Below are 25,036 nucleotides of genomic sequence, written 5' to 3' on the forward strand. Positions count from 1 at the left end.
ATTCCCAAAAAGGAGCGCAGGATGTTTGTAAATGGTGGATAACTTCTCCATTTCAGATTTCAGAATGTAGATTTCAGATTGAGCTCCCCTTAAGTCTAAGCAGTCGATGTATCATTTTTTTTTTGGTTATGCCAAACCTCCGGTTATTACGACGTATGGCCCGCATAGCCATGAAGGGTGAAACATCAATACCAAAAACTCACACCACCAATCTCATCAAGCCCCTATTGTGGATTTTATACCCTTTGGACAAATACAATTTCTGCGCGACGGAATTATGCCCCTCGATTTCAAGGTAAATTATTTTTACGGATAACAGTTTTGCCTGTTCATTTATGAAATCCAGGGCTAGCTTCCCTAATCCCAACCCTCTCGCATCGGGCGAAATGAACAGCTCGTCCAAAAATGCGATGCGCCCTTTGTACTCAAATGAAAATACAAGGGTGAGGATTACATATCCAGAAGGCTTTCCGTCGTGTAAAATAATCCATCCGCGGCCGAGGCTTTTATTTTCAATAAATTCCATAAACAAATCCCTCGATACTGCCGCATCTATGGGGTAATTATCGATGGCATAAAAGTTCTTCATCATGGAAATGACGGCATGTGCATCGGCAGGTTCGAAGGGTTTAAATACGGGTGTCATTTGCAATATGGTTTAGGATGATGTTTACGGCTCCCCGGTTCATCGAAACAAATGTCCCTGCTATATGGCCTTTCTCCCAACGGTAGTCGTCATTATGTACCAGTGATGAAAGCGCATCTTCGGTTTCCTGCTTGCTGGCAACAGCAACGCAGCCGCCCATTTGTACCAATGCCACTGCCTCAGGGAATTTTTGGTGGTTGGGGCCAATAATGACCGGTACGCCAAAAGCCGACGGTTCAAGTATGTTGTGCAGCCCTGATGTTCCGAAGCCACCGCCAACATACGCCACATCGGCATAACTGTATATTTTACTCAAAAGGCCAATGGTGTTGATTATAATAACATCGTATTCAGCAAGGTTTTTGCCTTCCTTTTCTGTGAATAAAATAGTCTTCTTGGTGATGCTTTCTTTTAAGGCCGGCACATGCCCGAAGGTGTGCGGCGCGATGATGAATTTTGTATCAAGGGAGGAATTGATGAAATCAACAAACATAGCCTCATCCTTGGGCCACGAGCTCCCGAAAACCACTGTTGTTTTCCCGTTGATGAATTCTTCAACGAATGGAAGGCTGTTGTCGCGTTCGAGTATTTCGCTCACGCGGTCATAACGCGTGTCGCCGCTAATGGTCACATTGGTAAACGCGATATCCTGCAGCAGTTTCTTAGAACTTTCGTACTGCACGAAGAAATGGCTGAATGCTTTTAGCGCCTCCCTGTAAAAGCCGCCATACCATTTGAAGAACACCTGCTTTTCCCGGAACAATCCGGAAATAAGGTAGGCAGGTATCCCTGCTTTCCTGACCTCATTAAGGTAATTGGGCCAAAACTCATACTTGATAAAGAACACCATTTCGGGCTTTACCGCGTGCATGAATTTTTTGGCATTCATCAATGTGTCCATTGGCAGGTACACCACTACATCGGCAGCTTTTGTATTTTTCCTGATTTCGTAACCGGATGGTGAAAAGAACGTTAGCACGATCTTGTGGTTAGGGTAGAGTTCGCGCACCTTTTCCATCACAGGGAGTCCCTGCTCGTATTCGCCCAATGACGCAGAGTGAAACCATATAGTCCTGTCGCCCGGCTGTATTTTTTGTGAAAGCGTATTAAAAACCGTCTTGCGCCCCTCAACAAAAAGTTTCATTTTCGTGCTAAAAATAGCGGCGATCTTTACGATGCCTGAGGCGATTAGGGTGAGCAGGTTATATATAAAAAGCATGGTTGTACTATTGATGCGCTAAATTACATATTTTCATTGGCAGGCAGTCATTTAATTAGTAGTTTTGCGTGACTTAATACTTCATTACAACATGAAAAAAATACAGATGGTCGACCTGAAAGGCCAGTATGACCGTATAAAAGATACTGTAAACGCTTCCATTCAGGAAGTGCTTGATACAACTGCTTACATCAACGGCCCGCAGGTACACAGTTTCCAGAAAAATCTGGAAGATTACCTTGGTGCCGGGCACGTTATCCCATGTGCCAATGGTACCGATGCGCTACAAATTGCCATGATGGGCCTTGGCCTGCAGCCGGGTGACGAGGTGATTACCGCCGACTTTACTTTTGCTGCTACCGTTGAGGTTATAGCATTGCTACAGCTTACTCCGGTGTTGGTGGATGTGGAGCCGGATACGTTCAATATTTCCATAGACGCAATCAGGAAAGCCATTACGCCAAAAACAAAGGCAATCGTTCCCGTACACCTGTTTGGCCAGGCGGCCGATATGGAGGCGATCATGGCACTGGCCAAAGAACATAACCTATATGTTATTGAAGACAATGCACAGGCCATTGGAGCCAACTATAAATATGCTGATGGTTCGAAAACGAAAGTAGGCGTAATTGGCCATGTGGCTTCGACGTCATTCTTTCCGTCGAAGAACCTGGGCTGCTATGGCGACGGTGGTGCGATATTCACGAATGACGATGCCCTTGCCCATACGCTTCGCGGCATTGTGAACCACGGTATGTATTTGCGTTACCATCATGATGTGGTAGGTGTTAACTCAAGGCTGGATAGTGTACAGGCAGCAGTACTTAATGCAAAACTGCCATTGCTCGACAGTTATAACGATGCAAGGCAAACCGCAGCTGAAAAATACAGCGAAGCCTTTGCCAACCACCAGAATATCATTACTCCGGTTGTGAAAGGAGACAGGGACAGTCACGTATTCCATCAGTATACGCTGAGGATCATTGATGCCGACCGCGATGCCCTCATGCAGCACCTGCTTGACAAAGGTATTCCGTGTGCGATCTATTACCCGATAGCCCTTCACAAGCAAAAGGCCTATGCCGATGAGCGCTATAACGAAGCCGATTTTCCGGTAACCAACCAACTGGTAAAAGAAGTCCTTTCGCTGCCGATGCATACGGAACTGGACGATGAACAGATACAGTTCATAACCGATAGTGTACTTGAATTTTTAAAATAGTTGACAGTTTACAGTTGCCGGTTGATGGCAGCTTCCGAGAACTGACAACCAACAACTAAAACAACAAATGAAAATACTCGTAACCGGCGGCCTCGGGTTCATAGGCTCGCACACCGTGGTCGAACTGCAAAATGAAGGCTTTGACGTAGTGGTAATCGACGACCTTTCCAATGCCGAAGCCGGCGTTGCAGACCGTATTGCTGCCATAACAGGAAAACAACCCGAATTTGAAAAGATCGACCTGCGTGATAAAGTTTCCGTACAGCAGTTTTTCCGAAAGTATACGGATATATCCGGCGTTATCCACTTTGCGGCTTCAAAGGCTGTAGGGGAGAGCGTAGAAAACCCATTGCTGTACTACGAAAATAACCTTGGTTCTCTGGTGTACCTGTTGCAGGAATTGCAGAAAAAGGATGAAGCGCATTTCATCTTCAGTTCGTCGTGTACTGTGTATGGGCAGGCAGAAAAAATGCCAATCTCTGAAGATACACCCGTACAGCCGGCAATGTCACCCTATGGTAATACCAAACAGATAGGTGAGGAAATAATAAGGGATGTTGCTAACGTTAGCGGTATATCTGCGGTTTTGCTGCGCTATTTCAACCCGGTTGGGTCGCATCCCTCGGCCAATATAGGCGAACTGCCGCTTGGCGTTCCGCAAAACCTGGTGCCTTTCATCACGCAAACCGCCATTGGTTTAAGAGAACAGCTTTCGGTATTTGGGGATGATTACAATACGCCCGATGGAACCTGCATCCGCGATTACATCCATGTAGTCGATCTGGCAAAAGCGCACGTTACCGCACTAAAGCGCCTCATCAATAAAGCCAATGCCGAAAAAGTAGAGGTATTCAACCTTGGCACGGGTAAAGGCAGCAGTGTGCTCGAAGTGATACATGCCTTTGAAAAGGCAACCGGCCAAAAACTCAATTATAAGATAGTACCCAAAAGGCCGGGCGATGTAACAGAGGCATACGCCGATACCACCAAAGCCAACGATGTGCTGGGCTGGAAAGCCGAACTTAGCCTGGAAGATGCCCTGGCTTCTGCCTGGAAGTGGGAGCAGAAGGTGAGAGGGAAATAGTTTTCAGTCGCAGTTACAGTTATCAATATTGCCAAGGGATATAATATGATCTTAACGATATAGAGCCGTTGCATTGCAACGGCTCTACTGTTTATTGTATCCGTGAAAATCCGCCCGATCCGCGTCATCCGGGTTCCTTTCTTATCCTAAAAAGTCAAAACCCAAACGGGAGCCTGTACAGTACATCCAGGCTGATGACATGCTGGTAGGAAAAGCCGCTTTTTGGGAAGGTATTGTAAAAAGTTGGGCTGTAAACCAATCCTACAGACCAATGGTCGGAAAACTGTAGATACGTGTTGGTCGTCAATCCAAACGAATGGCTCTGCTTTTTGCGCGGCTCTTCGTCGTTGGATGGGAATTCCCAGTCGCTGTTCACGACCTGCCAGGTGTGTATGGTGTAGTTTAGGCCATAGCCAAAAGACAGCCGGTTGAACTTATGGTTGTTGGTAAGCGAAAAGCTGGATGCACGCATTGTTTCATACGAATCGAATTTGTCGAGCGGCGCAGGAAAGGGCAGGTCAAAATCAATGGGTGCGGCAGCGCTGATTTTTACAAAGCGATCGTTTTTATAGTAATATTCCAATCCCAAGGCTATGCCAAAAAAGCCGACCCTGTTCTTTTTGCCTTCATTCCGTGGTTGTTGATGAAAATGGTTGGCATACGGTACAGAAACCGTCAACGCCCATGTGCCTTTCGGGATGGTATATTTTTTTTCTAAAAAATCGTTCCAGGATCTTAGGATTGGTGGTTCGATGATACTGTCTGTGGCATCTTTGTCAAGGCGTAGTTTCCTGCCGTAATAAAAACGCTTTGGGCTGGTCATGTCAATGGCAAAAGCACCCGGATAGCCTATTGAGAACAGGAAATTACCGTAGATCAGTTCGCGGTTAGGCGATGCCTTTACAGTAAAGTCTTTCCGTATGGAATCAGTGATTAGTGTAACCTTCAGGTCTTCTTTGGAGCGTTTTACCTTTACATAGGCAGGAAGGCTGTAAACACTGTCGTTGATTTCGGCCTTCATGTTAGCATCATAGGAAAATACCTTCATCTTGTATTCCTTACCGTTAAAAATGGTGGCGCAGGAGGTAAGGCACAGCACAGCGGCGAATGCAAATAATTTCTTTATCATGGCAATAGTCGGTTTCTTACAAGATAAGGAAACCCGTTAATGGTTGCTTGCAGTAATGTTATATTAATGAAAAATCCCCATAACTTTTCAGCAAGGGGATCTCATATTGTAGGCAATTCCACCGTTTTGGGGTTTGGAGGGTGTATTATGCTCCCGTTGCCTCTACGTCTTTATTGATCTTTTTTACTAATCCCTGCAGTACAGTTCCCGGCCCAACTTCGGTAAACAAGGTAGCGCCATCGGCAACCATGTTCTGTACGCTTTGTGTCCATTTTACAGGTGCTGTAAGCTGGATGATCAGGTTGGCCTTAATCTCTTCAGGGTCGGTTACCGCCGTTGCAGGCACGTTTTGGTACACCGGGCATACCGGTTTTGAGAACGTTGTATTCTCTATGGCCGCCGCAAGCTCTTCGCGGGCAGGCTCCATCATCGGGGAGTGGAACGCCCCGCCCACAGGCAGTATCAGTGCCCTTTTGGCTCCGGCTTCCTTCATGGCTTCGCAGGCCCTCTCTACCGCTGAGGTCTCGCCGGAAATAACCAGCTGGCCCGGGCAGTTGTAGTTGGCGGGAACCACGATGCCGTCAACACCCGCGCAAACATCTTCCACCACTTTATCCTCAAGACCCAATACGGCCGCCATGGTCGATGGCTTGATCTCGCAGGCTTTCTGCATGGCAAGCGCGCGTTGCGAAACCAGTTTCAGGCCGTCCTCAAAGGTCAGTGCACCCGCAGCTACAAGCGCTGAGAATTCGCCAAGCGAGTGCCCGGCTACCATTTCCGGCTTGAAATCGGTACCAAGTGTTTTGGCCTTTATTACCGAGTGCAGGAATACCGCAGGCTGCGTTACCTTGGTTTCCTTCAGTTCGTCGGCAGTGCCTTCAAACATGATGTCGGTTATGCGGAAGCCAAGTATCTCATTGGCTTTGTTAAATAGTTCTTTTGCTTCGGCTGAGCTTTCGTAAAGGTCTTTGCCCATTCCGGTAAACTGGGCGCCCTGGCCCGGAAATACGTATGCTTTCATATGGTGTACGTTAGTTGTTTTGACAAAAATAATACTATTATCGTAACTTTACCCTCAACCACACGACTAATACCCTAAACACAAAAACATCATGAATAAATTTGCTGCTGCTCTTATTATCGCGATTATCGGCTTACTGTTCTTTTACCTTGGGCTGCCGGTGATCAGTTACGGATTTACGGGCTTTGCCCTTATCCTGATCGCCCTGATTATTTTTTACATCATTCTTACAGGCTTTGCCGCTTCTGGAAAAAAACTGGTTACGAATTTCACCGGCCTGCACAAAGCCCTGTTTGCCATTGGTGGCCTTTTGATTTTTTATATCACTTTGCTGCCGCTGATTGTAAGCGCGCCGATGTTCCATGCCCGGGCATATCGTGAGATGATAGGCAAGGTGCATACAGGCAAAGAAATAGCCAACCATATTGCACCTATATCTATCAACAAGGCAAGGGTGGTAGATGAGGAACTGGCACACCTTCTGGGCGAGAAAATTTTAGGTTCCGATCCCGCGCTGGGAAGTAAGTCGGAGTTGGGAGAGTTCTTCATCCAAAAAGTGGGCAACGACCTGTATTGGGTTGCACCGCTGCTGCATTCGGGCTTCTTCAAGTGGCTTAATAATTCGGAAGGCACGGAAGGGTATGTGATGGTTTCGGCGACCAACGAGCGCGACGTGAAACTGGTACAACAGCTTAACGGCAAAGACCTTAAAATAAAATACCAGCCGGGCGCCTTCTTTGGCAGCTATACCAAACGCAAACTTTATTTCGGAGGATATGCCACCACACCCCTCGACGATTACAGTTTCGAGATAGACGATACCGGCAAACCTTATTGGGTAGTCACAAAATACTCCAAAAAGGTTGGTTTTGGCGGAAACGATGCTACAGGCGTAGTACTTCTTGATGCTCAAACCGGTGACATTAAGGAATATTCCATTGCCGATGCACCCAAATGGGTGGAGCGTATCCAACCGATATCGTTCGTGATTGACCAGCTTTCCGACTGGGGCGAATACGTGCACGGCTACTGGAACTTCTCGAACGAAAATAAGCTCATGATTACCGAAGACCTCACGCTTGTATATGGCGATGACGGCAGGTCGTACTGGTACACGGGCGTATCGTCGGTAGGTAAGGAAGAATCGGCAGTGGGCTTTGTTTTGGTCGATACACGTACAAAAGAGGCCACGATGTACAATCAGAGCGGTGCTACCGAATATGCCGCACAGCGCTCAGCCGAAGGGAAAGTGCAGGAGAAAGGTTATCGTGCTTCGTTGCCCGTTCCCTATAACATCAACGGGATCCCAACCTATGTAATGACACTGAAAGATGGCGGAGGCCTCGTGAAGATGTATGCCATGGTAGCCATTGGCGACTATACCATTGTAGGTGTTGGCAACACGATGCGCGAAACGCTGATGTCCTACAAGAACGTGTTTAATATGGCCGGGAACAGGATTAACCCTGATGCTGCCGACAACCGAAAGACATTAAACACGGTGGTACAGCGCATCCATAGCGACATCAAGAACGGCAACAGCTTCTATTATTTTACGGTAGACAGCTCTCCAAAGATCTTCATCGGTTCATCGCAGCTCTCTAATGAGCTGCCGGTTACTGCGGCGGGAGACAGCATTCGTATCTCTTTTGATACCGACAATGAAGAGGTGATTGACGTGTCTACGTTTGATAACCTTGCGATAGGAAACAAAAAGTAATAGCTTCTGTATACAGTAAATGCCCGGTTTTTTCCGGGCATTTTTCTTTAGTTTGTATAGATGTTACTTGTTCACAGTAACCAATGCTGCTGCCGCTTTGGCTTTCTCAACAACTTCTTCGATATTGGAATCAAGTGGGGCATTTACCAATGCCACGCCCATCCGTCGGTAGGGGCGCGATGTGGGTTTGCCAAACAGCCTGAAGTCGGTTTGCGGCAGTGCGGCTATTTTTTCAATGCCTGAAAAGGTAGGGCTGTCGCTGTTTTCCGATGCCAGTATCACCGCGCTTGCCCCGGCTTTTTCCAAAGTGATTTCGGCTATGGGAAGGCTTAGTACCGCACGCAGGTGCAGCTCAAACTCATTAAAGTTCTGCGTTCCGGCCAATGTCACCATGCCGGTATCGTGCGGACGTGGCGACAGCTCGGAGAAATACACGCCTTCATCAGCCAGGAAGAATTCCACGCCAAACAATCCGGCACCGCCCAGCGCTTCGGTTACCTTCCGCGCCATGTCCTGTGCCTCGGCAATGTCCTTGTCAGATACGTATGCAGGCTGCCAGCTTTCCTGGTAGTCGCCGCGTTCCTGCCTGTGGCCTATCGGCGCGCAGAAGAGAGTAGGGGCATTGTTTTGTGTCACGGTAAGCAGTGTGATTTCTGAGTTGAATTTTACAAAGGCCTCTACAATCACCTCCACAACATCGCCACGCGAACCTTCAACGGCATAATTCCAGGCCTTTTCGATGTCGGCTTCGGCCTTAATAGTGCTTTGCCCTTTGCCTGATGAAGACATCAACGGCTTTACCACGCAGGGAATGCCTACTTCGGCGACTGCCTTTTGCAGCTCTTCGGCCGAGGTGGCATAGCGGTAGTTGGCGGTACGCAGGCCAAGGTCTTTAGCGGCCAGGTCGCGGATTGCCTTGCGGTTCATGGTATAGTTGGCCGCCTTTGCCGATGGTACAACGGTAATGCCCTGCTTTTCATAATCGTAAAAACGCTCGGTGCGTATGGCCTCAATTTCGGGGACTATGAAGTCGGGACGATGTTTGGCAACAACGGCATCCAGCGCAGCGCCGTCAAGCATATTTATGACTTCAAATCCGTGTGCTACCTGCATGGCAGGCGCGCCTTCATAGCTGTCAACGGCAATAACCTTTTGCCCGATGCGCTGTGCCGCAATCACGAATTCCTTTCCCAGTTCCCCGCTGCCGAGGAGTAAAATCTTTTTTTGCATTGTGTTGTTGTTTGGTATATATAAAAAAAGCCCCAAAATTTTGGGGCAGTATGAGTTAAGCAAGCGCTTCTTTTATTCTTTTCAGAGCTTCAGTGAGCAGTGCCTCGGATGTGGCGTAAGAGAAACGGATGCAATTGGGGTTCCCGAAGGCATCGCCTGTTACCGTGGCTACGTTGGCATGTTCCAACAGGTACATGCTCAGGTCGTCGGCATTGTTTATGGTTACACCTTTCAGTGTTTTCCCGAAGAAGGAAGATACGTCAGGGAACACGTAGAAAGCTCCTTCCGGCACGTTGATCTTTACACCCGGTATTTCTTTCAGCAAGCCTACTACCAGGTCCCTCCTGCTGTGGAAGGCGGCCACCATATCCTTTAGTACCGATGGGTCGGCATCTACGGCAGTTATGGTAGCGCGCTGCGCAATGCTATTGGCACCGCTGGTTATCTGCCCCTGCATTTTGGTACAGGCTTTGGCAATGAATTCCGGTGCGCCTATGTAACCTATTCTCCAGCCGGTCATGGCAAAGGCTTTCGCTACGCCATTTACGGTAATGGTCCTCTCAAAAAGGCCGGGAATCGACCCGATGCTGCAAAATGTCCCCGAAAAATTGATGTGTTCGTAGATCTCATCGGATACAATATAAATATTTGGATGCTTGTCGAGTACCTTGCCCAGTGTGGTAAGCTCCTCCCGGCTGTAAACCGATCCGCTTGGGTTGCAAGGCGAGCTGAACCACATCATTTTTGTTTTTGGGGTAATGGCGGCTTCCAGCTGCCCGGGTGTTATCTTGAAATCGTTGTCAACAGATGTCGGCACTTCTACCGGCACACCACCTGAAAGTTTGATGATCTCGAAATAGCTTACCCAATAGGGTGCAGGCAGTATCACTTCGTCACCATCGTTCAGCATTACCTGGGCAATGTTATATAATGATTGCTTCGCTCCTGTAGATACTACTATTTGCGAAGGCTTGTAGTCAAGATTGTTGTCGCGTTTGAATTTCCTGCAAATCGCCTCTTTCAGTTCAGCATAGCCTTCTACTGGCGAATAGGTGCTGTAATTGTCATGAATGGCCTGTATGGCGGCTTCTTTAATGAAATCGGGCGTATTGAAATCCGGTTCGCCAAGGCTAAGGCTGATAATGTCTTTTCCCTGGGCTTTTAGTTCCCTGGCCTTGGCAGCCATGGCAAGGGTTTGCGAAGTGGATAGGTTGTTGATCCTGTCTGAAAGCGCGTTCATGTGTGTTGTTTAATGATCGGGTTAGTATTAATTCATGGCCGGTTTCATGCCCAGCTCTTTTAAGTGCCTGAAGTGTGCGGCTACCGCTTCCCTCATGGTCCTGAACTCATGATAGGGCAGGTTGTGTTCTTTGGCCGTAGTCTTCACTATTTCAGCAATCTTGCCGTAATGGATATGGCTGATGTTCGGGAAAATGTGGTGTTCTATCTGGTGGTTAAGGCCACCGGTAAACCAGTTGATGATCTTGTTCTTTGGGGCAAAATTAGCTGTTGTGTATAGCTGGTGTATGGCCCATGTGTTTTCCATTTCGCCGTTTTCATCAGGCAGCGGATTGTCCGTCTCCTCTACAACGTGAGCCAGCTGGAAAACGATGCTCAATATAAGCCCGGCTACATAGTGCATCACGAAAAAGCCGATGAGCACTTTCCACCATGTAATGCCCAAAAGCATTGGGACTACAAGCCAAACTGTGGCATAGATCATTTTGGTTACAACCAAAATGGTCCATTGCTGGATAGGGCTTTGGAATTTGCCGTATGATAATCCCCTTTTAATGTAGCGCCTCATTTGTTTGATATCGGTAGTAATCGCCCAGTTGAACGTTAATAATCCATACAGGAACACCGAATAATAGTGCTGGAACTTGTGGAACCTTCTCCATTTTGCGGTCTGTGTAAAGCGTATCACGCGCCCTGCATCCAGGTCTTCGTCATGCCCATGGATGTTGGTGTAGGTATGGTGCAGCACGTTGTGCTGTATCTGCCAGTTGTTCACATTGCCGGCAAGTATGTAAAGGCTGCCGCCCATTATCTTGTTTAACCAGGATTTTGAGGAATAGGAACCGTGGTTGCCATCGTGCATTACGTTCATGCCAATCCCGGCCATGCCTATGCCCATCACGATCGTGAGCAGCAGCTGTGCCCACACAGGTATGTCCAGTGTCAGGATGAGGAAGTATGGCGCAAAGAAAAGCGAGAACATTATACCGGCCTTGAGGTGCAGCTGCCAGTTGCCTGTCTTCTTTATGTTGTTGTCCTTAAAGTAGTCGTTAACGCGTTTGTTGAGCGTACGGAAAAATTTTATTGAGTCGTTTTTAGAAAAAACGGGAGGGGTAATGTTCATGAAAATGATTTATCTTAGGTTTCAAAGGTAGTCATAATCAATGCTCAAACCAAACTAAGTGATAAATATCACAGCAATTGATTACTTTTGCGAAAATTAAAATAATGGAGGAAATTATCAGGCAATTCCCGAATCTTACTGAATTACAGGTGCAGCAATTTGAAAAACTTTCAGCGCTGTATGAAGAGTGGAATGCAAAGATCAATGTAATTTCGAGGAAAGATATTGAAGAGCTATATACAAGGCATGTTTTGCATTCGCTGGGCATTGCCAGGGTAATGGAATTTCGTCCCGGCGCCACTGTGCTTGACGTGGGTACCGGCGGGGGATTTCCGGGCATACCGCTTGCCATTTTATTTCCGGAAACAAAATTTTACCTCATTGATGTCATTGCCAAAAAGATAAAGGTGGTGCAGGAAGTGGCCAATGCGTTAGCCCTGCAGAATGTAAGGGCAGAGCAAATGCGCGCTGAAAATGTAAAGGAGGAATTCGATTTTATTGTGAGCCGTGCTGTGACCAATATGCCCGACTTTGTAAAATGGGTGAAGCTTAAAGTGAAAAAGAAGCAGGATCACGAGCTGGCCAATGGCATCCTCTACCTGAAGGGCGGCGACCTGTCCGAAGAGCTCCGGGATTTTCCAAAGGCAACACTCTACAACCTGTCCGATTATTTTAAAGATGAATTTTTCGAAACGAAAAAAGTGGTACACCTCCCGCTGAAGTATAAAGGATAAAAGCAGAAGCCCCGCATAGTTGCAGGGCTTCAGTTTTTTTCTATAGAACGAATCTTTTACATCTCCTCAAACTCCTGTGTTGCGTTCAGCCCGGCCTGCCTTACGTTGATGGCATTGCCCTGCGCGTCAACAACAAAAGCCACAAATTCAATGTTGGCTGCATTGGCAACATTCGCGGGTACCGGCACGCTGAATGAACGTGTGAAAACATTGTTCAGTACCGTTTCGTTGCTGCTGATGGCTTCGCCCAAAAGCGGTGTAAGCACCGCCCTGAGAACATGGTTGTGGTCAAAGTCTTCAAGGACATCTACGCCATCATAATATGTGGTATAGTTGTGCTGCTCATAAACAAGCCCGTTTTCCAATACATAAACAACCAGCTTAAGGTTGCTGAAATCGCCTGCAAATTTTACATTAACATCCAGGTTTATGGTATTGCCATTAACTGCAGTATTCATGGCAAGCCCCATTTTAGGATTGTTACCCTGCGTAAGGCCAATTACCTGCGCAAGGTTTTCAGGCTCAGGGAAATTCCATTGTGTTTTCCTGTTCAGGAAGCCTTTAGGATAGCCTTCTGCGCCGAGGGTATTTTCAAGTTCGGTAGTGTCATAGTTATAGGGGTCATACACGGGGCTCGAAGGATTAGAGCTTGGCCTGTGTATGGCCACCGCTACAATCTTGTCGCTTTGCGATTTAGCCTGCTCAATGCCGAACGCCACACGCGGGCAGTAGCCACACCATGTGCCGGTATAGTCTTCAATGAGTACACGCTTCACAAAGTTGGTTTCTGAACCATCGTGGAAACGTACTTCCAGCGGCAGCGATTCTACCCCTATGTACTCGGCTGTAACTTCAAAGCTGCCCACCTGATCCGATGTCAGGGTGTTGCCTTCAATCTGCTCGCCATCCACATATATGGCAGCCTCCCCGGTCAGGTCGGCACCGGTGTTGTCCTTAACGGTAAAAGTCACGGTTTCCCCTAAAGCTTTTATGGAACTGTCGGCGGTAAGGATGACGCCGTCAATGGATTTCAGCAGTTCATAATCGGTACTGCAGCCTGAAAGGGCTACTACGGTAAGCAAAAGCAGGATAAAATTCTTTTTCATTCTCATTTCATTACCTTAAAGGTAAAAGTGTTTTAGTTTTTAACGATCCTTATCTGGGATGTCTTGTTTTCTTCATTGGTAAACCTTGCGATGTAAACCGCAGCGCTAAGCGAAGAAAGGTCTGCCGAGAAAGTTCCTTCTTTAACAGCCGCAGTTTTTACAAGCTGGCCGGCCATGTTGTATACTTCCATTTTCGCGCTTTGGGTGGCTGTAAGTTCTAACGTATTGTTTACGATTGTATTGCCGACTGTGATGCCCATGTTTTGAAGCGCGTTGAAGTCAGATGTGCCTGCTGTTGCGCTGTAAATAAAGGTAAAGCTCACTAATGGCTCGCCTATTTGGACTCCGGCATCATCAAACTGTACAAAAGCGAGCACAACTTCTATATTGCCGCCTGTACCCGGGTTAAAATTCCAAAAATGGTCGTCATTGCCATTCGACTCTCCGGGTTGGATAGTCATTCCGTCAGGTCCCTGGTTCGTAGGCACTACTTTTCCGTTGCTGATAGTGAAAAAACACTGGCTGCCAAAGCAAAACTGCACATCCTGCCCATCGGTACCGGACATTGATTCGACCCTGAGCTTCAAATTAATAGGGTTCTCGGAAGTATTGGTTACGTGCAGGTTGAGTTTTCCCTGCTGTGCAAGCGTGTTGGTTGTATATACATAACCGTTTGTAATCGGTTGATTGTTATTTCCCGTAACGCTTATTTGTGCCTGTACAATCCCGCATAAAAATAACCCGGCCATTAAAATAATTTTCTTCATGATTTTTTTGTTAAAAGAGTAGTAGTTTTTAAGTAAAAAGCTACCGGGTATAATTTCTTATCCCCGATAGCATTTGTTTTTATTAAGCATTTGAGTGATTACTCAATTACAATTTTCTCGATCTTTTCAGTAGTAAGCCCTTTTATTTTAGCTACATACATGCCGCTTTGCAGTGAACCAAGGTTAACATTGCCTCCGTTCTCGATGCCTTTTGCAGTAAATACGGTTTTGCCTGTAAGGTCAACTACGGTAACATCTACAGGCTCCTGAGTTGAAAAGTTAAGGATGCCTGTTGTAGGGTTAGGGTACATTGCAAAAGTATTGTTTGCGATTTCTTCATTGCCAAGTGTGCCCATTGCCCTGAACGCTTTAGTTGTAGACAGTTGATCGCCAAAATTCCCTACGTTCCTGCGCTGGAATATAAGCTGGCCGTTAGAATAGATCTCGATACCGGGGGCTTCCGCACCTGCGGGCACAGCTCCCCACCCGTCATCAAAAGTGCCAACGTCGTTAAGTACTACAGTCACACATTCAGGATTTGTATTTGTAAGTGTAACCATGTGCGACTTAATGGTATTGGCATCTTCGCCGCCACCGCCCCACTGGTCTTCGTTACCGGCCTGGTAAGGTCCGCCTGAAGCAAGTACGTTGCCGGCAGCGTCCTTAAGTTCCCAGCCGTTCTCTGCTGGGTAAAAGTCGGTATAAACCCTTACTTCAACTGTGTTTTCTGTTTCAGCAGCAATCGTAAACTGTACTGGAACCGTTGTAAGTTCCGGGTTGGTTTGCGCAACACCGTTGATTGACACAAGCTCAAGCGTATAATTTGATCCTGCAGTGAACACAGTGTTAGGGAAGTTGATGTTGGCAGCTGTTCCAAACTGTGCCAGTGAATTAGTAAAAGTCTTTGTGTCTATAACCTCACCGTCTTTTTTCAGCACTACAACAGCATTGGTAATAACATTGTTTCCGAAGTTTTTAAGCTTGGCCTGAAGCAGGGCAGACTGTCCGCTTTCGCAGAATTTCAGTGCAGCGGTTGACTGGTCTATCCTTCCGTGGTTAGGAATACCTGTAAGTGTCTGGCAGTTGCCCATAGCATTCCTTATTTGGGCTGGTGTCATCTGGTCTGCGCTGATTGACGTCTTTGTGCCCTGGCAAATGATGTACATGGTAGGGAAGTATTCCACGTCAAATTTATTGGCGTTACCAAGTCCAAGCGCCTGTGTGTCTTCTATTATTGGGTAAGGTGTTCCTGTAACCCAGTCTCCCTGGCTTGGGGCAATTGGGCCATTTTCACCGTAAAGGTTGGCAGTAGTAGTGTTTGGAACGTCGCCCTCAACAAAAATCACCATTGCTTCATTAGAACCTGCCGGCCCATATGCTTCATAAAAATCGGCAAGGGCATGGCTCTTGTGGTACTGCCAGCAAGGAGAGCACCATGTAGCAGAAAAATCGATAACAACACTTTTACCGGCATTAAGGTAATTTGCGTATAGCGAATGCATATTGTTATTAAGGTCAGGAGCAGTAAAGTCCGGAACTACTGTGCCGTTTGCCAAAGGCTGGTCATCCCCTGCAACCTGAGCGGAAGCAGCAAGGCCTCCTGCTAAAAGCATGCTTAAAAGTAGAGTTTTTTTCATGTAATTCAAGTTTAATAGTTTTAGTTATCCCGTTGTAACAGAGCCGAAAATTATGTAAAAAAATTGTTATGCAAAAAAAAATACAATAAAATGTTTAAAAAAGAGATGATAATTAATGTTTGAGTACGAAATGTGTTATAAAAACTATGTTTTAGGGGTTAACTTTGTGATTTTTATAATTCTACTACCCCTATAGGCTTATAATTTTCCTTAAAATTAGTCTTCACAAGTTAAAATTTTTATAATATTGCCACGCAACTATTTTTAAGACAATTTAACTACACACCCATGAAAAAAATACTGGTATTATTTCTGTTTCTGTCAGCCTCTGTTTATGCGCAAAAAGAGATGCCTAACGTAACGCTGAAATCGGATAAGAATAAAAGCTTTAATGTAAAAAATGACTTTGCCGAAAAGGATAAGCTGTATGTTTTTACTTTTTGGGCCACATGGTGCGTTCCGTGCCTGAATGAGCTTGATGCCATCAATGAGCATTATGCGCAGTGGTCAAAAGAGCTTAACATGGAGGTTGTGGCAGTTTCTATAGACGATACGCGTACCCAAAAACGTGTCAAGCCATTGCTCAATGGCAAAAAATGGCCTTACACCATATTGCTTGATACCAACCAGGACCTGAAAAGGGCTTTGGCAATTGCCAATGTGCCTTATACAGTGGTTGTAAAGAACAAGAAAGTGGTGTATGTACACAATGGTTATAGCCAGGGCGCCGAAAAAGAGCTGTATAACAAACTGAAGCAGCTGTAATTTGATGAAAAAAGTATCCCTACTGTTGTTTTCCCTGTCGGTTGGGAGTCTGTTTGCCCAGGAAACCGATTCCATTCAAAAAAAGGACTACGGAAAGATATTCGGCGGGTTCGAGTCGAATGCTCAATGGTATCTTAATGATAAGGAGCGTGGCATTGCCCATCCGGAAGACCCCATCCGTTCCAATAATTACCTGTTGGTCAATTACCAGATTGGCAAGTTTACTGCCGGGGTTCAGGTAGAGTCGTATGAGCCTAATGCATTGCTCAACTACAATCCGGGTTTTAAAGGAACCGATATTGCTACCTATTATGCCAGTTATAAGACCAACAAGTTCGAGGCTACTGCCGGTTATTTCTACGAGCAATTTGGCAGTGGCTTGCTTTTGCGTGCATGGGAAGACAGGGCGCTTGGCATCAATACGGCCCTTCGCGGGGGAAGGATACTGTTCCGCCCTTCGGATAATGTAAGGCTTACGGCGCTGTACGGCCGCCAGCGTTCCGGCTTTGATGTGGCACATGGCGATGTGTATGGGTTTGATTCGGACTTTAATGTCAGCTCATTGTTCGGGTTTGAAATGTCGGACCTTTCCATTGGCGCCAGCTATGTAGGGCGGTACGAAAAGATAGATATGCCCAATCCGCCTGTAGATGAGCTTACCAATGCTTTTGCCGGAAGGTTCAACTTCATTCATGATTCATTCTACATATCCGGCGAATATAACTACAAGCAGGAGGATGTCCTGCTGAATGCACTCAATACACTGAATTATGACTTTGTAAAGCCGGGCAATGCGGTGCTGCTCAACTTTGGCTATTCCAAAGAAGGCCTGGGCATCGATGCGACCCTGCGCCGCATGGAAAATATGGGCTTCCTTTCGGAAAGGACACCTACCAGCGCCGGAGACGGCATTTCAACCAGCCTTAACTTTAATGATAAGGTGCTTAACTATACTCCTGCACTTACCAAGCAACACCACTCCAACCTGGCCAATATTTATGTGTACCAGGCGCAGAGCAGGGTAAGCTTTGTAGACCCCACTATCATGATGGCAGGGGAGACCGGCGGACAGATCGACATCTTTTATGATTTTGCAAAAGAGACTGCGCTTGGCGGGAAATACGGAACCAAGCTGGCCGTAAACCTGTCCAGCTGGTATAACCTTCCCGGGTCATACAGGTTCAATCCTGCGCAATACGATGACAATTTCTTTGGCGTAGGCCAAAAGTATTTTTCCGATTATAACATCGAAGTGAAAAAACAACTGTCTGAAAGCTGGCATACGGCATTCAGCTACATCAAACAATACTACAACAAAGAATGGCTGCAGGGCGGCGAGGAGGTGAATACCAACATTCTTATTGCTGAGGCGACCTACAATTTTACGCCTTCCAAATCCATTCGCGTGGAAGGAGAGCATATGTGGGCCGATGCCGATTTTAAAAACTGGGCCGGCGGTACTGTGGAACTCAACCTGAATGATAAATACTCATTTTACGTATGGGACATCATGAATTATGGCAATGATGACGAAAACAGGCGCATACATTACTATAATGTAGGCGGGGCTTACCGTATAGGGGCAACCCGTGTGGCGCTCAACTATGGGCGTCAGCGAGGCGGCCTTGTGTGTGTGGGCGGTGTATGCCGCTTCGTGCCGGAAAGTACAGGGTTATCGTTGCAGTTGAGTACGGCGTTCTAATTGAATTTTCTTTCTTAAACCATATGTAGAGATGCAGTGCCTGCATCTGGGAAATTTAAATATCATGCCAGGCGCAGGCACTGCGTCCCTACATCCATAACAACAAAAAAGTTCCCGTTTTGGCGGGAACTTTTCGTTTATATAAAATGCTGATTATCCTAAGAACGGATACCTGTAATCTGTTGGCGGAACGAAGGTTTCCTTGATGGTCCTTGGCGAAACCCAACGCAGCAGGTTCAGTACCGATCCGGCCTTGTCGTTGGTACCCGATGCCCTTGCGCCACCAAATGGCTGCTGGCCTACAACGGCGCCCGTAGGCTTGTCGTTGATGTAGAAGTTGCCCGCGCTGTTCTCCAGTGCTTTGGTAGCTTCCTCAATGGCATAGCGGTCCTGGCTGAAAATAGCCCCTGTAAGTGCGTATGGAGAGGTTTCATCAACCAGCTTCAGGGTTTCTTCCCACTGGCTGTCTTCATACACATATATGGTCAGTACAGGCCCGAAGAGTTCGGTACAAAGAGTCTCATATTTTTTATTGGTTGTCACGATAACGGTTGGCTCAATGAACCAGCCTTTCGACTTGTCGTAACCGCCACCGGCTATAACCTCGGCATCGGAAGCAGCTTTGGCCTCATCGATGTATTTTGCCAGTTTGTCGAACGACGCTTCGTGGATTACGGCCGATACGAAGTTGGACGGGTCTTCCGGTGATCCCATTTTAAAGGACGCCATGTCTTTCAACAAATGCTCCTTAACCGCAGGCCATATCGACTGCGGGATATAAGCCCTGGATGCTGCCGAACATTTTTGTCCCTGGTATTCGAATGCACCACGCGAAAGCGCAGTGGCCACTTCGGCAGGGATGGATGATGGGTGCGCCAGTACAAAGTCCTTGCCTCCCGTTTCGCCCACGATCCTTGGATAAGTTTTATACTTGCTTATGTTTTTACCGATGTTTGTCCAAATGTCGTTGAATACGCCTGTAGAGCCTGTAAAGTGCACCCCTGCAAAATCAGGGCTGGAGATAAGCACATCGCTTATCATCGAAGCGCTGCCGTGTACCATGTTGATGACCCCGTCCGGAAGTCCGGCAAGCTTGAATACTTCCATGATCACGTTTGCGCTGTATACCTGTGCGGCGCTGGGTTTCCAAACCACAACGTTACCCATAAGGGCCGGTGAGGCAGGAAGGTTTCCGGCAATTGCGGTAAAGTTGAACGGTGTGATGGCATACACAAACCCTTCCAGAGGGCGGTGCTCCATGCGGTTCCAAATGCCTTCAGACGATACCGGCTGTTCAGCATAAATCTGTGTCATGAACTCCACGTTGAAGCGCAGGAAGTCGATGAACTCGCAAGCCGAATCAATCTCCGCCTGGTGTACGGTCTTGGCCTGTGCAATCATGGTAGCGGCGTTTATTTTTGCCCTGTATGGCCCGGCAAGCAGCTCGGCAGCTTTCAGGAATATCGAGGCCCTGTGTTCCCATGCCATGGCAGCCCATTTTTTCTTCGCGGCAAGCGCGGCGGCAATGGCCTGCTCAATATGGTGCTTTTCTGCTTCGTGGTATTGGCCTACTGTTTTCTGGTGGTCAAACGGTGGGTTTATGGATTTTGTCTTACCCGTACGGATCTGCTCGCTGCCAATGTAAAGCGGGACATCCATATTGGAATTGTACATTTCTTTAAAAGTGGCAAGTACCTGCTCGCGCTCTTTGGTTCCCGGAGCGTAGGACTTCACAGGCTCGTTTACGGCCTTCGGTACATTGTATATTCCTTTTGGCATAATGGTATGTAGTTTAAAGGATTAAATTTAAGTATTGCAAATATACAAGAAATTATCCATAGCCAATTTGCTAAAAAGGCAATGAAAAGTGCGAATTCCTTAAAAAGCGATTAGTTTAGAGCAAACGGTGCGCTCAGCCTGAAGGTAGGCACGATAACCTTAAAGGTGCGGGTAGTGGTAAAGTTGACCATGCTGAAATAGCCCCTCATGGCTCCGAATGGCGATGCCAGCAGGCAGCCGGAGCTGTAGGTGTGCTTTTCGCCGGGCTTGAGTACCGGCTTTTTGCCGATTACACCCTCGCCGTCTACAAATTCGATGTCGTTAAGCGAGTCGAATATTTCCCAGTGGCGCGTATTGAGCTGTACGGAATCCTTGCTGTGGTTCTCAATGGTGATTTCGTAGGAAAAGGCAAACTGTATGCGGTAGTTTTTGAAGTAGGTGCCTTCAAAACTGGTTTTAACTGATATTTTTATGCCTCTGGTTATTTGTGATACCATCCTTCCGGAATTTGCTGCTTGCGTTGTAAAATTACAAAAATTATTGTCCTGCCTGTAAATGTGGCGGTGTTAAATTATAGTTGAGTAATATTTAACGATTTGCATCTTAATTAATTATATCTTCAGAATTGGCCGACCCGCGCCCGATAACCCTGTCGTACCTCTCATTGTTCTGACGGTAGTATACAAATATGTTGTACACGTTCTCGGTCTGGTAAAAGTTGCCGTCTATGGCATCTTTCCCGTTTACTTTTCCCGACTTGTCGGCCAGCACATACATGTAGTTATTGAAGCCCTGTTTCATCATGATCGCCTTTTCATACATCCTGGTCTTCTCGTTGTACTCCAGTTTGTACTCATCGGTCTTCGCGTAATTATTGAACATCCCGTTTACGTAAATATTGTCTTTGCCAAAATATGCCGGGGCATCCAGCGAAAAAAACACCCAGGTGTAGTCGGATTCCAGGAACATGTTGGTGATGCCGTTATTGATGTTGCGGGTTACAAAATTGCCGTTGATGTCGGGATAAAAAGTATACGCGTTATTGCCCCTCGCCCCGTTTACATACAGTATGGTGCTGTAAATTTCACCCGCCGAAATGCGCAGCACATTGTTCACGGCATTGCGGATGTCCTTATTTTCAAAATACAGGTACTCATTGCCCGCCCAAAACTGGGTTTCCTTGTCGTATTTGTATATCAGGTCGTTGGCTATGGTATATTGTGGCTTCACGTTGTAAATGGCATTGTCGAAACGCCCGTTCTGGAACAGCGCTACCTTCACATTCTGCAACGGGCTCTGGAATACGAATGCATTGGTCTTTATCGAGAAATCCAGGTTGTGCTTTTCGCTGATGGCATCCATGCCACGTGCCCGCTTAACCTGCACCGGCACTGCTACCTGGTCTTCATAAATGATCACACGCCTTGAAAATACCACCTCGCGGTCTTCGTTAAGTATCCTGATGATGTAGTTGCCGCTTAGCTTTATGGTAGTGAACTTGTTTGGGAAGGATAAGGTATAGCGCGAATAGATCTGCAGCGTGTTGAAGGAATTTTCATAATTCTGGATGCGTTGTGAATCGAAGCCCTGGAGGTAGTCGTTCACCGTAAGCTGCGACGACGGTGTCCAGTCGTAATTGCAGTGCTGGATAGAGTAATAATAGTTGGCCTCGTTCCCGAACAGGTCGTCAAATACAAGTGAAAAGGATTCGCCCAGCCTGAAGTATGGGAATACATTCTCGGTGTTTTGTACAAATGATACTGTTTTTATATTGTATGGCGGGGCTATTTCCTGCTGTACCTGTGCAAAAACCGTAAGTGAAAAAAATAATGCTGCCGCTCCGAAGAACCGGGTAAGTGCATTTATCATTGTGAAAATTTGTTTATTCGTGAACGTAAATATACTAAATATATTATAAAAGCTTCCGTGGTGTGATTTTGTCGGCAGAAAAAGCACTCTGTCGGAATGTGTGTTAAAAAACATACAATAAAAACCCTTTTTCGTAGTTTTAAGCCTTACCAATTTATAAACAACAATCGCATGAAGAATTTCAGACTATGGATGTTTCTCGTGGCCGTGCCGCTTTCGGGCTTTGCACAGGATTTAAAGGGAGACGCCCCCATTCCGTTTGACCCTGCCGTAAAGACAGGGAAACTAAAGAACGGCCTTACCTATTACATCAGGAAAAATGCCAAACCGGAAAACAAGGTAGACCTGAGGCTTGTGATCAATGCCGGGTCCATTCTTGAAGAGGACGACCAGCAGGGGCTCGCCCACTTTATGGAACACATGTGCTTTAACGGTACCAAGCGCTTCCCTAAAAATGCGCTGGTGGATTACCTGCAAAGCATAGGCGTAAAATTCGGGCAGCACCTTAATGCCTATACCAGCTTTGATGAAACCGTATACTTCCTCCCAATCCCGAGCGACAGCCCCGAAAAGGTAGAGAAAGGCTTCCAGATATTGGAAGACTGGGCTTTCAACGCGGTGCTTACGCCGGAAGAGATTGACAAGGAGCGCGGTGTAGTGCTGGAAGAGTACCGCCTGGGCCTTGGCGCCGACGACAGGATGACCAAGCGCTTCATGCCGAAGATGATGTACCAGTCGCACTATGCCAACCGCCTTCCTATTGGGCAAAAAGAAATACTGGAGAACTTCAAGTACGACAAATTAATCAAATTCTATAAGGACTGGTACCGTCCGGACCTGATGGCGGTTATTGTGGTAGGCGACATCGACGTAGCCGAAATGGAAAAGAAAATCAAGGACCACTTTGGGTCTTACCAAAATCCTAAGAAAGAAAAGCCGCGTAAAATATACGATGTGCCTAACCATAAGGAAACTTTTGTTTCGGTAGAAAGCGATAAGGAAGCATCGTACGCACAGGTGCAGCTGCTATATAAGGACTACACCATGCCGAAGACACTGGTAACCATCAACGACTTTAAGCAGTACATTGCCAAAGGCCTTTTCTCGACCATGCTCAACAACAGGCTGCAGGAGCTTACGCACTCGGCCAATCCGCCATTTACTTTTGGGTACACCTACCATGGCGAAACATGGGCCAGGACGAAGGAAGCCTACCAGTCGTTTGCCATGACACAGGAAAACAAGCAGCTGGATGCGCTTAAGGTTTTGGTGGAAGAAAACGAGCGCGTGAAGAAATTCGGATTTACCGAAGGCGAGCTTGAAAGGGCAAAAACCGAATGGCTTGCAGGGATGGAAAATGCGTATAACGACCGTGATAAAACAGAGTCGGAGCGCTTTGTGAGCGAGTACCAGGGCCACTTCCTTACTAAAGAACCTACACCGGGTATCGAATGGACCTTCAACGCCATGCAGAAAATGCTTCCACAGGTATCGTTAGCAGATGTTAACGGGCTTGTGAAGGATTATATCAAGAATGACAACAGGGTGGTGATCTTTACCGGGCCTGAAAAAGACGGCCTGAAAAAACCAACTGAAAGCGAAGTGCTTGCCGTACTGAACAAAGGCGGTGAGAACATAACGGCGTATGAAGATGTAGCCGTAGCCAGCAGCCTTTTGAGGAAAGACATTAAGGCGGGCAACATCACCAAAAAGGAAAAGAACGACAAGTTGGGCACTACTACGCTTACCCTGAGCAATGGTGTAAAAGTGACCTACAAGAAAACCGACTTCAAGAACGATGAGGTAATCATGGAAGGCATTAGCTTTGGCGGGAGCAACCTGTATAGCAATGACGATATAAAAAAGGTGCAGTTTGCCCAGGGCGCGCTTGCCGAAGCCGGTTTCTCGGGCCTTAAGCTGAACGATATCAACAAATTCATGACCGGCAAGCTGGCCAGCGCAAGGCCATATATTGGCAGTGTAACTGAGGGTTTCCGCGGAAGCGCTACGCCGAAGGACATGGAGTACATGTTCCAGATGGTGCATGCGTATTTTACCGACCTGAACCTTGATAAAGAGGCTTACGAAGGCTTTAAGCAAAAGCAATCGGCATTTTATGCCAACATGGCTTCGGAACCTTCCTACTATTTCCAGCAGGAATTCTACGGCTACCTGTACAAGGATAACCCGCGTTTCAACGGCTTTATCCCGACAGAAAAGACATGGGCCGAAACCGATTACCAACTGGCGTACAACAAATACAAAGAGCGTTTTGCCAATGCGGGCGACTTTGAGTTCTACTTTGTTGGAAACATAGATGATAAGGCTATCGAGGAATATTCTGCAAAATACCTGGCCTCGCTTCCGTCGACAGGCGTGAAGGAAAAGGCGACCGACCTTGGTTACCGCATGCTGAAGGGCGAACACAAAAAAGTGGTTAACAAAGGAACCGACCCTAAGAGCAACGTGACCATCATGTATTATGGCGATGCGACCTACTCTCCAAAAGAAGCCCTTGCTATGCAGGCGTTGGGTGAGATACTTACCATCAAGCTTATTGAAGAGCTGAGGGAGAACGAAAGCGGCGTATATGGCGTGAACGCACGAGGCAGTATGGGCAAAGTGCCGAATGGCTCTTATAATTTCAACATCTCATTCCCGTGCGGGCCGGACAATGCTGAAAAGCTTACCGAATCTGCCCTGAGGGAACTGCAAAAGATCATCGACAATGGGCCTGAAGCAAAAGACCTTGCCAAATATAAGGAAGGCGAGCTGCTTGACTATAAAAAAGATATCAAGGAGAACAACTACTGGCTAAGCTACTTTACCAGGGCGTACACTAATGGCACCAGTGCTGAAGAGATCTTTAAGGTAGAAGAAAAAATCAACGCGCTTACTGCCAAAGAGGTGCAGGATGTGGCAAAAAAATACCTGACCAAAGACAAGGTTATCGGTATGCTGATGCCGGAACAGCATTAATTTTTGGATTTAAATTGGAAAGGCCCCTGCAATTTTGCAGGGGCTTTTTTTGTGCTTTTGTTTAC

The 25,036-nt window shown here is 46.8% G+C and carries 20 protein-coding genes; 7 read left to right on the forward strand and 13 right to left on the reverse strand.

What is annotated here, in order from left to right; all coding sequences use genetic code 11:
* Positions 1-199 precede the first annotated feature (199 nt).
* Positions 200-646 carry a GNAT family N-acetyltransferase gene (locus OGH69_RS10130; protein ID WP_265174350.1) on the reverse strand — a complete coding sequence of 149 codons (447 nt, stop codon included), beginning with the start codon at positions 644-646 and terminating at the stop codon, positions 200-202.
* A complete protein-coding gene (locus tag OGH69_RS10135; RefSeq protein WP_265174351.1) occupies positions 630-1,865 on the reverse strand; it encodes a 3-deoxy-D-manno-octulosonic acid transferase in 1,236 nt (411 codons plus the stop codon). The genes OGH69_RS10130 and OGH69_RS10135 overlap by 17 nt, the downstream gene beginning before the upstream one ends.
* Positions 1,866-1,956: 91 nt before the next feature.
* Here OGH69_RS10135 and OGH69_RS10140 point away from each other — a divergent pair, with 91 nt between their 5' ends.
* On the forward strand, positions 1,957-3,087 hold the full coding sequence (locus OGH69_RS10140; protein WP_265174352.1) for a DegT/DnrJ/EryC1/StrS family aminotransferase: 1,131 nt from the start codon (positions 1,957-1,959) through the stop codon (positions 3,085-3,087).
* Positions 3,088-3,154: 67 nt separating this feature from the next.
* Positions 3,155-4,171, forward strand: a complete 1,017-nt coding sequence (gene galE, locus OGH69_RS10145; RefSeq protein ID WP_265174353.1) for a UDP-glucose 4-epimerase GalE — start codon at positions 3,155-3,157, stop codon at positions 4,169-4,171.
* Between the two features lie 154 nt (positions 4,172-4,325).
* Here galE and OGH69_RS10150 read toward each other — a convergent pair whose 3' ends face one another.
* Both OGH69_RS10150 and fabD read right to left on the reverse strand, forming a co-directional pair.
* The gene (locus OGH69_RS10150) at positions 4,326-5,300 is read right to left on the reverse strand and encodes a hypothetical protein (RefSeq protein WP_265174354.1); all 975 of its coding nucleotides are present in this window, start codon (positions 5,298-5,300) and stop codon (positions 4,326-4,328) included.
* Positions 5,301-5,445: 145 nt separating this feature from the next.
* Positions 5,446-6,321, reverse strand: coding sequence for an ACP S-malonyltransferase (fabD, locus tag OGH69_RS10155; protein ID WP_265174355.1), 876 nt, complete (start codon positions 6,319-6,321; stop codon positions 5,446-5,448).
* A gap of 91 nt (positions 6,322-6,412) precedes the next feature.
* Between fabD and OGH69_RS10160 the strand changes: the two genes are divergently transcribed.
* On the forward strand, positions 6,413-8,041 hold the full coding sequence (locus OGH69_RS10160) for a hypothetical protein (protein WP_265174356.1): 1,629 nt from the start codon (positions 6,413-6,415) through the stop codon (positions 8,039-8,041).
* A 63-nt stretch (positions 8,042-8,104) separates the two neighbouring features.
* Here OGH69_RS10160 and purT read toward each other — a convergent pair whose 3' ends face one another.
* The 3 genes from purT to OGH69_RS10175 are packed head-to-tail and all read right to left on the reverse strand — an operon-like array spanning position 8,105 to position 11,633.
* A complete protein-coding gene (purT, locus tag OGH69_RS10165; protein ID WP_265174357.1) occupies positions 8,105-9,271 on the reverse strand; it encodes a formate-dependent phosphoribosylglycinamide formyltransferase in 1,167 nt (388 codons plus the stop codon).
* A 55-nt stretch (positions 9,272-9,326) separates the two neighbouring features.
* Positions 9,327-10,511, reverse strand: a complete 1,185-nt coding sequence (locus OGH69_RS10170) for a pyridoxal phosphate-dependent aminotransferase (RefSeq protein WP_265174358.1) — start codon at positions 10,509-10,511, stop codon at positions 9,327-9,329.
* Between the two features lie 27 nt (positions 10,512-10,538).
* Positions 10,539-11,633 (reverse strand): fatty acid desaturase family protein, encoded by a 1,095-nt coding sequence (locus tag OGH69_RS10175; protein ID WP_265174359.1) that lies wholly within the window; start codon positions 11,631-11,633, stop codon positions 10,539-10,541.
* Between the two features lie 104 nt (positions 11,634-11,737).
* Between OGH69_RS10175 and rsmG the strand changes: the two genes are divergently transcribed.
* On the forward strand, positions 11,738-12,367 hold the full coding sequence (rsmG, locus tag OGH69_RS10180; RefSeq protein ID WP_265174360.1) for a 16S rRNA (guanine(527)-N(7))-methyltransferase RsmG: 630 nt from the start codon (positions 11,738-11,740) through the stop codon (positions 12,365-12,367).
* A 56-nt stretch (positions 12,368-12,423) separates the two neighbouring features.
* Here the strand turns inward: rsmG and OGH69_RS10185 are convergent, their stop codons facing one another.
* The 3 genes from OGH69_RS10185 to OGH69_RS10195 form a co-directional block, all read right to left on the reverse strand.
* Positions 12,424-13,473: an Omp28-related outer membrane protein gene (locus OGH69_RS10185; RefSeq protein ID WP_265174361.1), complete on the reverse strand. Its 1,050-nt coding sequence runs from the start codon at positions 13,471-13,473 to the stop codon at positions 12,424-12,426.
* Between the two features lie 32 nt (positions 13,474-13,505).
* Positions 13,506-14,240 (reverse strand): T9SS type A sorting domain-containing protein, encoded by a 735-nt coding sequence (locus tag OGH69_RS10190; protein WP_265174362.1) that lies wholly within the window; start codon positions 14,238-14,240, stop codon positions 13,506-13,508.
* Positions 14,241-14,338: 98 nt separating this feature from the next.
* Positions 14,339-15,877 (reverse strand): T9SS type A sorting domain-containing protein, encoded by a 1,539-nt coding sequence (locus OGH69_RS10195; protein ID WP_265174363.1) that lies wholly within the window; start codon positions 15,875-15,877, stop codon positions 14,339-14,341.
* Positions 15,878-16,165: 288 nt separating this feature from the next.
* On the opposite strand from OGH69_RS10195, the gene OGH69_RS10200 reads away from it, so the two are divergent.
* Both OGH69_RS10200 and OGH69_RS10205 read left to right on the forward strand, forming a co-directional pair.
* Positions 16,166-16,642 (forward strand): TlpA family protein disulfide reductase, encoded by a 477-nt coding sequence (locus OGH69_RS10200; RefSeq protein ID WP_265174364.1) that lies wholly within the window; start codon positions 16,166-16,168, stop codon positions 16,640-16,642.
* Between the two features lie 4 nt (positions 16,643-16,646).
* On the forward strand, positions 16,647-18,344 hold the full coding sequence (locus OGH69_RS10205) for a DUF6029 family protein (protein WP_265174365.1): 1,698 nt from the start codon (positions 16,647-16,649) through the stop codon (positions 18,342-18,344).
* 153 nt (positions 18,345-18,497) lie between these two features.
* Here the strand turns inward: OGH69_RS10205 and pruA are convergent, their stop codons facing one another.
* From pruA to OGH69_RS10220, 3 genes are all read right to left on the reverse strand, one after another.
* Positions 18,498-20,123: an L-glutamate gamma-semialdehyde dehydrogenase gene (gene pruA / locus OGH69_RS10210; RefSeq protein WP_265174366.1), complete on the reverse strand. Its 1,626-nt coding sequence runs from the start codon at positions 20,121-20,123 to the stop codon at positions 18,498-18,500.
* Between the two features lie 110 nt (positions 20,124-20,233).
* Positions 20,234-20,620 (reverse strand): Co2+/Mg2+ efflux protein ApaG, encoded by a 387-nt coding sequence (gene apaG / locus OGH69_RS10215; protein WP_265174367.1) that lies wholly within the window; start codon positions 20,618-20,620, stop codon positions 20,234-20,236.
* A gap of 106 nt (positions 20,621-20,726) precedes the next feature.
* Complete coding sequence (locus tag OGH69_RS10220; protein ID WP_265174368.1) at positions 20,727-21,992, reverse strand: type IX secretion system plug protein; 1,266 nt, start codon at positions 21,990-21,992, stop codon at positions 20,727-20,729.
* Between the two features lie 171 nt (positions 21,993-22,163).
* Here OGH69_RS10220 and OGH69_RS10225 point away from each other — a divergent pair, with 171 nt between their 5' ends.
* The gene (locus tag OGH69_RS10225; protein ID WP_265174369.1) at positions 22,164-24,971 is read left to right on the forward strand and encodes a M16 family metallopeptidase; all 2,808 of its coding nucleotides are present in this window, start codon (positions 22,164-22,166) and stop codon (positions 24,969-24,971) included.
* Positions 24,972-25,036 lie beyond the last annotated feature (65 nt).

This window comes from Flavobacterium sp. MFBS3-15 (genome assembly GCF_026107645.2).
Taxonomy (GTDB): Bacteria; Bacteroidota; Bacteroidia; order Flavobacteriales; family Flavobacteriaceae; genus Flavobacterium.

Coding starts and splice junctions, on each gene's coding strand:
- OGH69_RS10130 (WP_265174350.1), bottom strand. CDS start 646: ATGACACCCGTATTTAAACCCTTCGAACCTGCCGATGCACATGCCGTC.
- OGH69_RS10135 (WP_265174351.1), bottom strand. CDS start 1,865: ATGCTTTTTATATATAACCTGCTCACCCTAATCGCCTCAGGCATCGTA.
- OGH69_RS10140 (WP_265174352.1), top strand. CDS start 1,957: ATGAAAAAAATACAGATGGTCGACCTGAAAGGCCAGTATGACCGTATA.
- galE (WP_265174353.1), top strand. CDS start 3,155: ATGAAAATACTCGTAACCGGCGGCCTCGGGTTCATAGGCTCGCACACC.
- OGH69_RS10150 (WP_265174354.1), bottom strand. CDS start 5,300: ATGATAAAGAAATTATTTGCATTCGCCGCTGTGCTGTGCCTTACCTCC.
- fabD (WP_265174355.1), bottom strand. CDS start 6,321: ATGAAAGCATACGTATTTCCGGGCCAGGGCGCCCAGTTTACCGGAATG.
- OGH69_RS10160 (WP_265174356.1), top strand. CDS start 6,413: ATGAATAAATTTGCTGCTGCTCTTATTATCGCGATTATCGGCTTACTG.
- purT (WP_265174357.1), bottom strand. CDS start 9,271: ATGCAAAAAAAGATTTTACTCCTCGGCAGCGGGGAACTGGGAAAGGAA.
- OGH69_RS10170 (WP_265174358.1), bottom strand. CDS start 10,511: ATGAACGCGCTTTCAGACAGGATCAACAACCTATCCACTTCGCAAACC.
- OGH69_RS10175 (WP_265174359.1), bottom strand. CDS start 11,633: ATGAACATTACCCCTCCCGTTTTTTCTAAAAACGACTCAATAAAATTT.
- rsmG (WP_265174360.1), top strand. CDS start 11,738: ATGGAGGAAATTATCAGGCAATTCCCGAATCTTACTGAATTACAGGTG.
- OGH69_RS10185 (WP_265174361.1), bottom strand. CDS start 13,473: ATGAAAAAGAATTTTATCCTGCTTTTGCTTACCGTAGTAGCCCTTTCA.
- OGH69_RS10190 (WP_265174362.1), bottom strand. CDS start 14,240: ATGAAGAAAATTATTTTAATGGCCGGGTTATTTTTATGCGGGATTGTA.
- OGH69_RS10195 (WP_265174363.1), bottom strand. CDS start 15,877: ATGAAAAAAACTCTACTTTTAAGCATGCTTTTAGCAGGAGGCCTTGCT.
- OGH69_RS10200 (WP_265174364.1), top strand. CDS start 16,166: ATGAAAAAAATACTGGTATTATTTCTGTTTCTGTCAGCCTCTGTTTAT.
- OGH69_RS10205 (WP_265174365.1), top strand. CDS start 16,647: ATGAAAAAAGTATCCCTACTGTTGTTTTCCCTGTCGGTTGGGAGTCTG.
- pruA (WP_265174366.1), bottom strand. CDS start 20,123: ATGCCAAAAGGAATATACAATGTACCGAAGGCCGTAAACGAGCCTGTG.
- apaG (WP_265174367.1), bottom strand. CDS start 20,620: ATGGTATCACAAATAACCAGAGGCATAAAAATATCAGTTAAAACCAGT.
- OGH69_RS10220 (WP_265174368.1), bottom strand. CDS start 21,992: ATGATAAATGCACTTACCCGGTTCTTCGGAGCGGCAGCATTATTTTTT.
- OGH69_RS10225 (WP_265174369.1), top strand. CDS start 22,164: ATGAAGAATTTCAGACTATGGATGTTTCTCGTGGCCGTGCCGCTTTCG.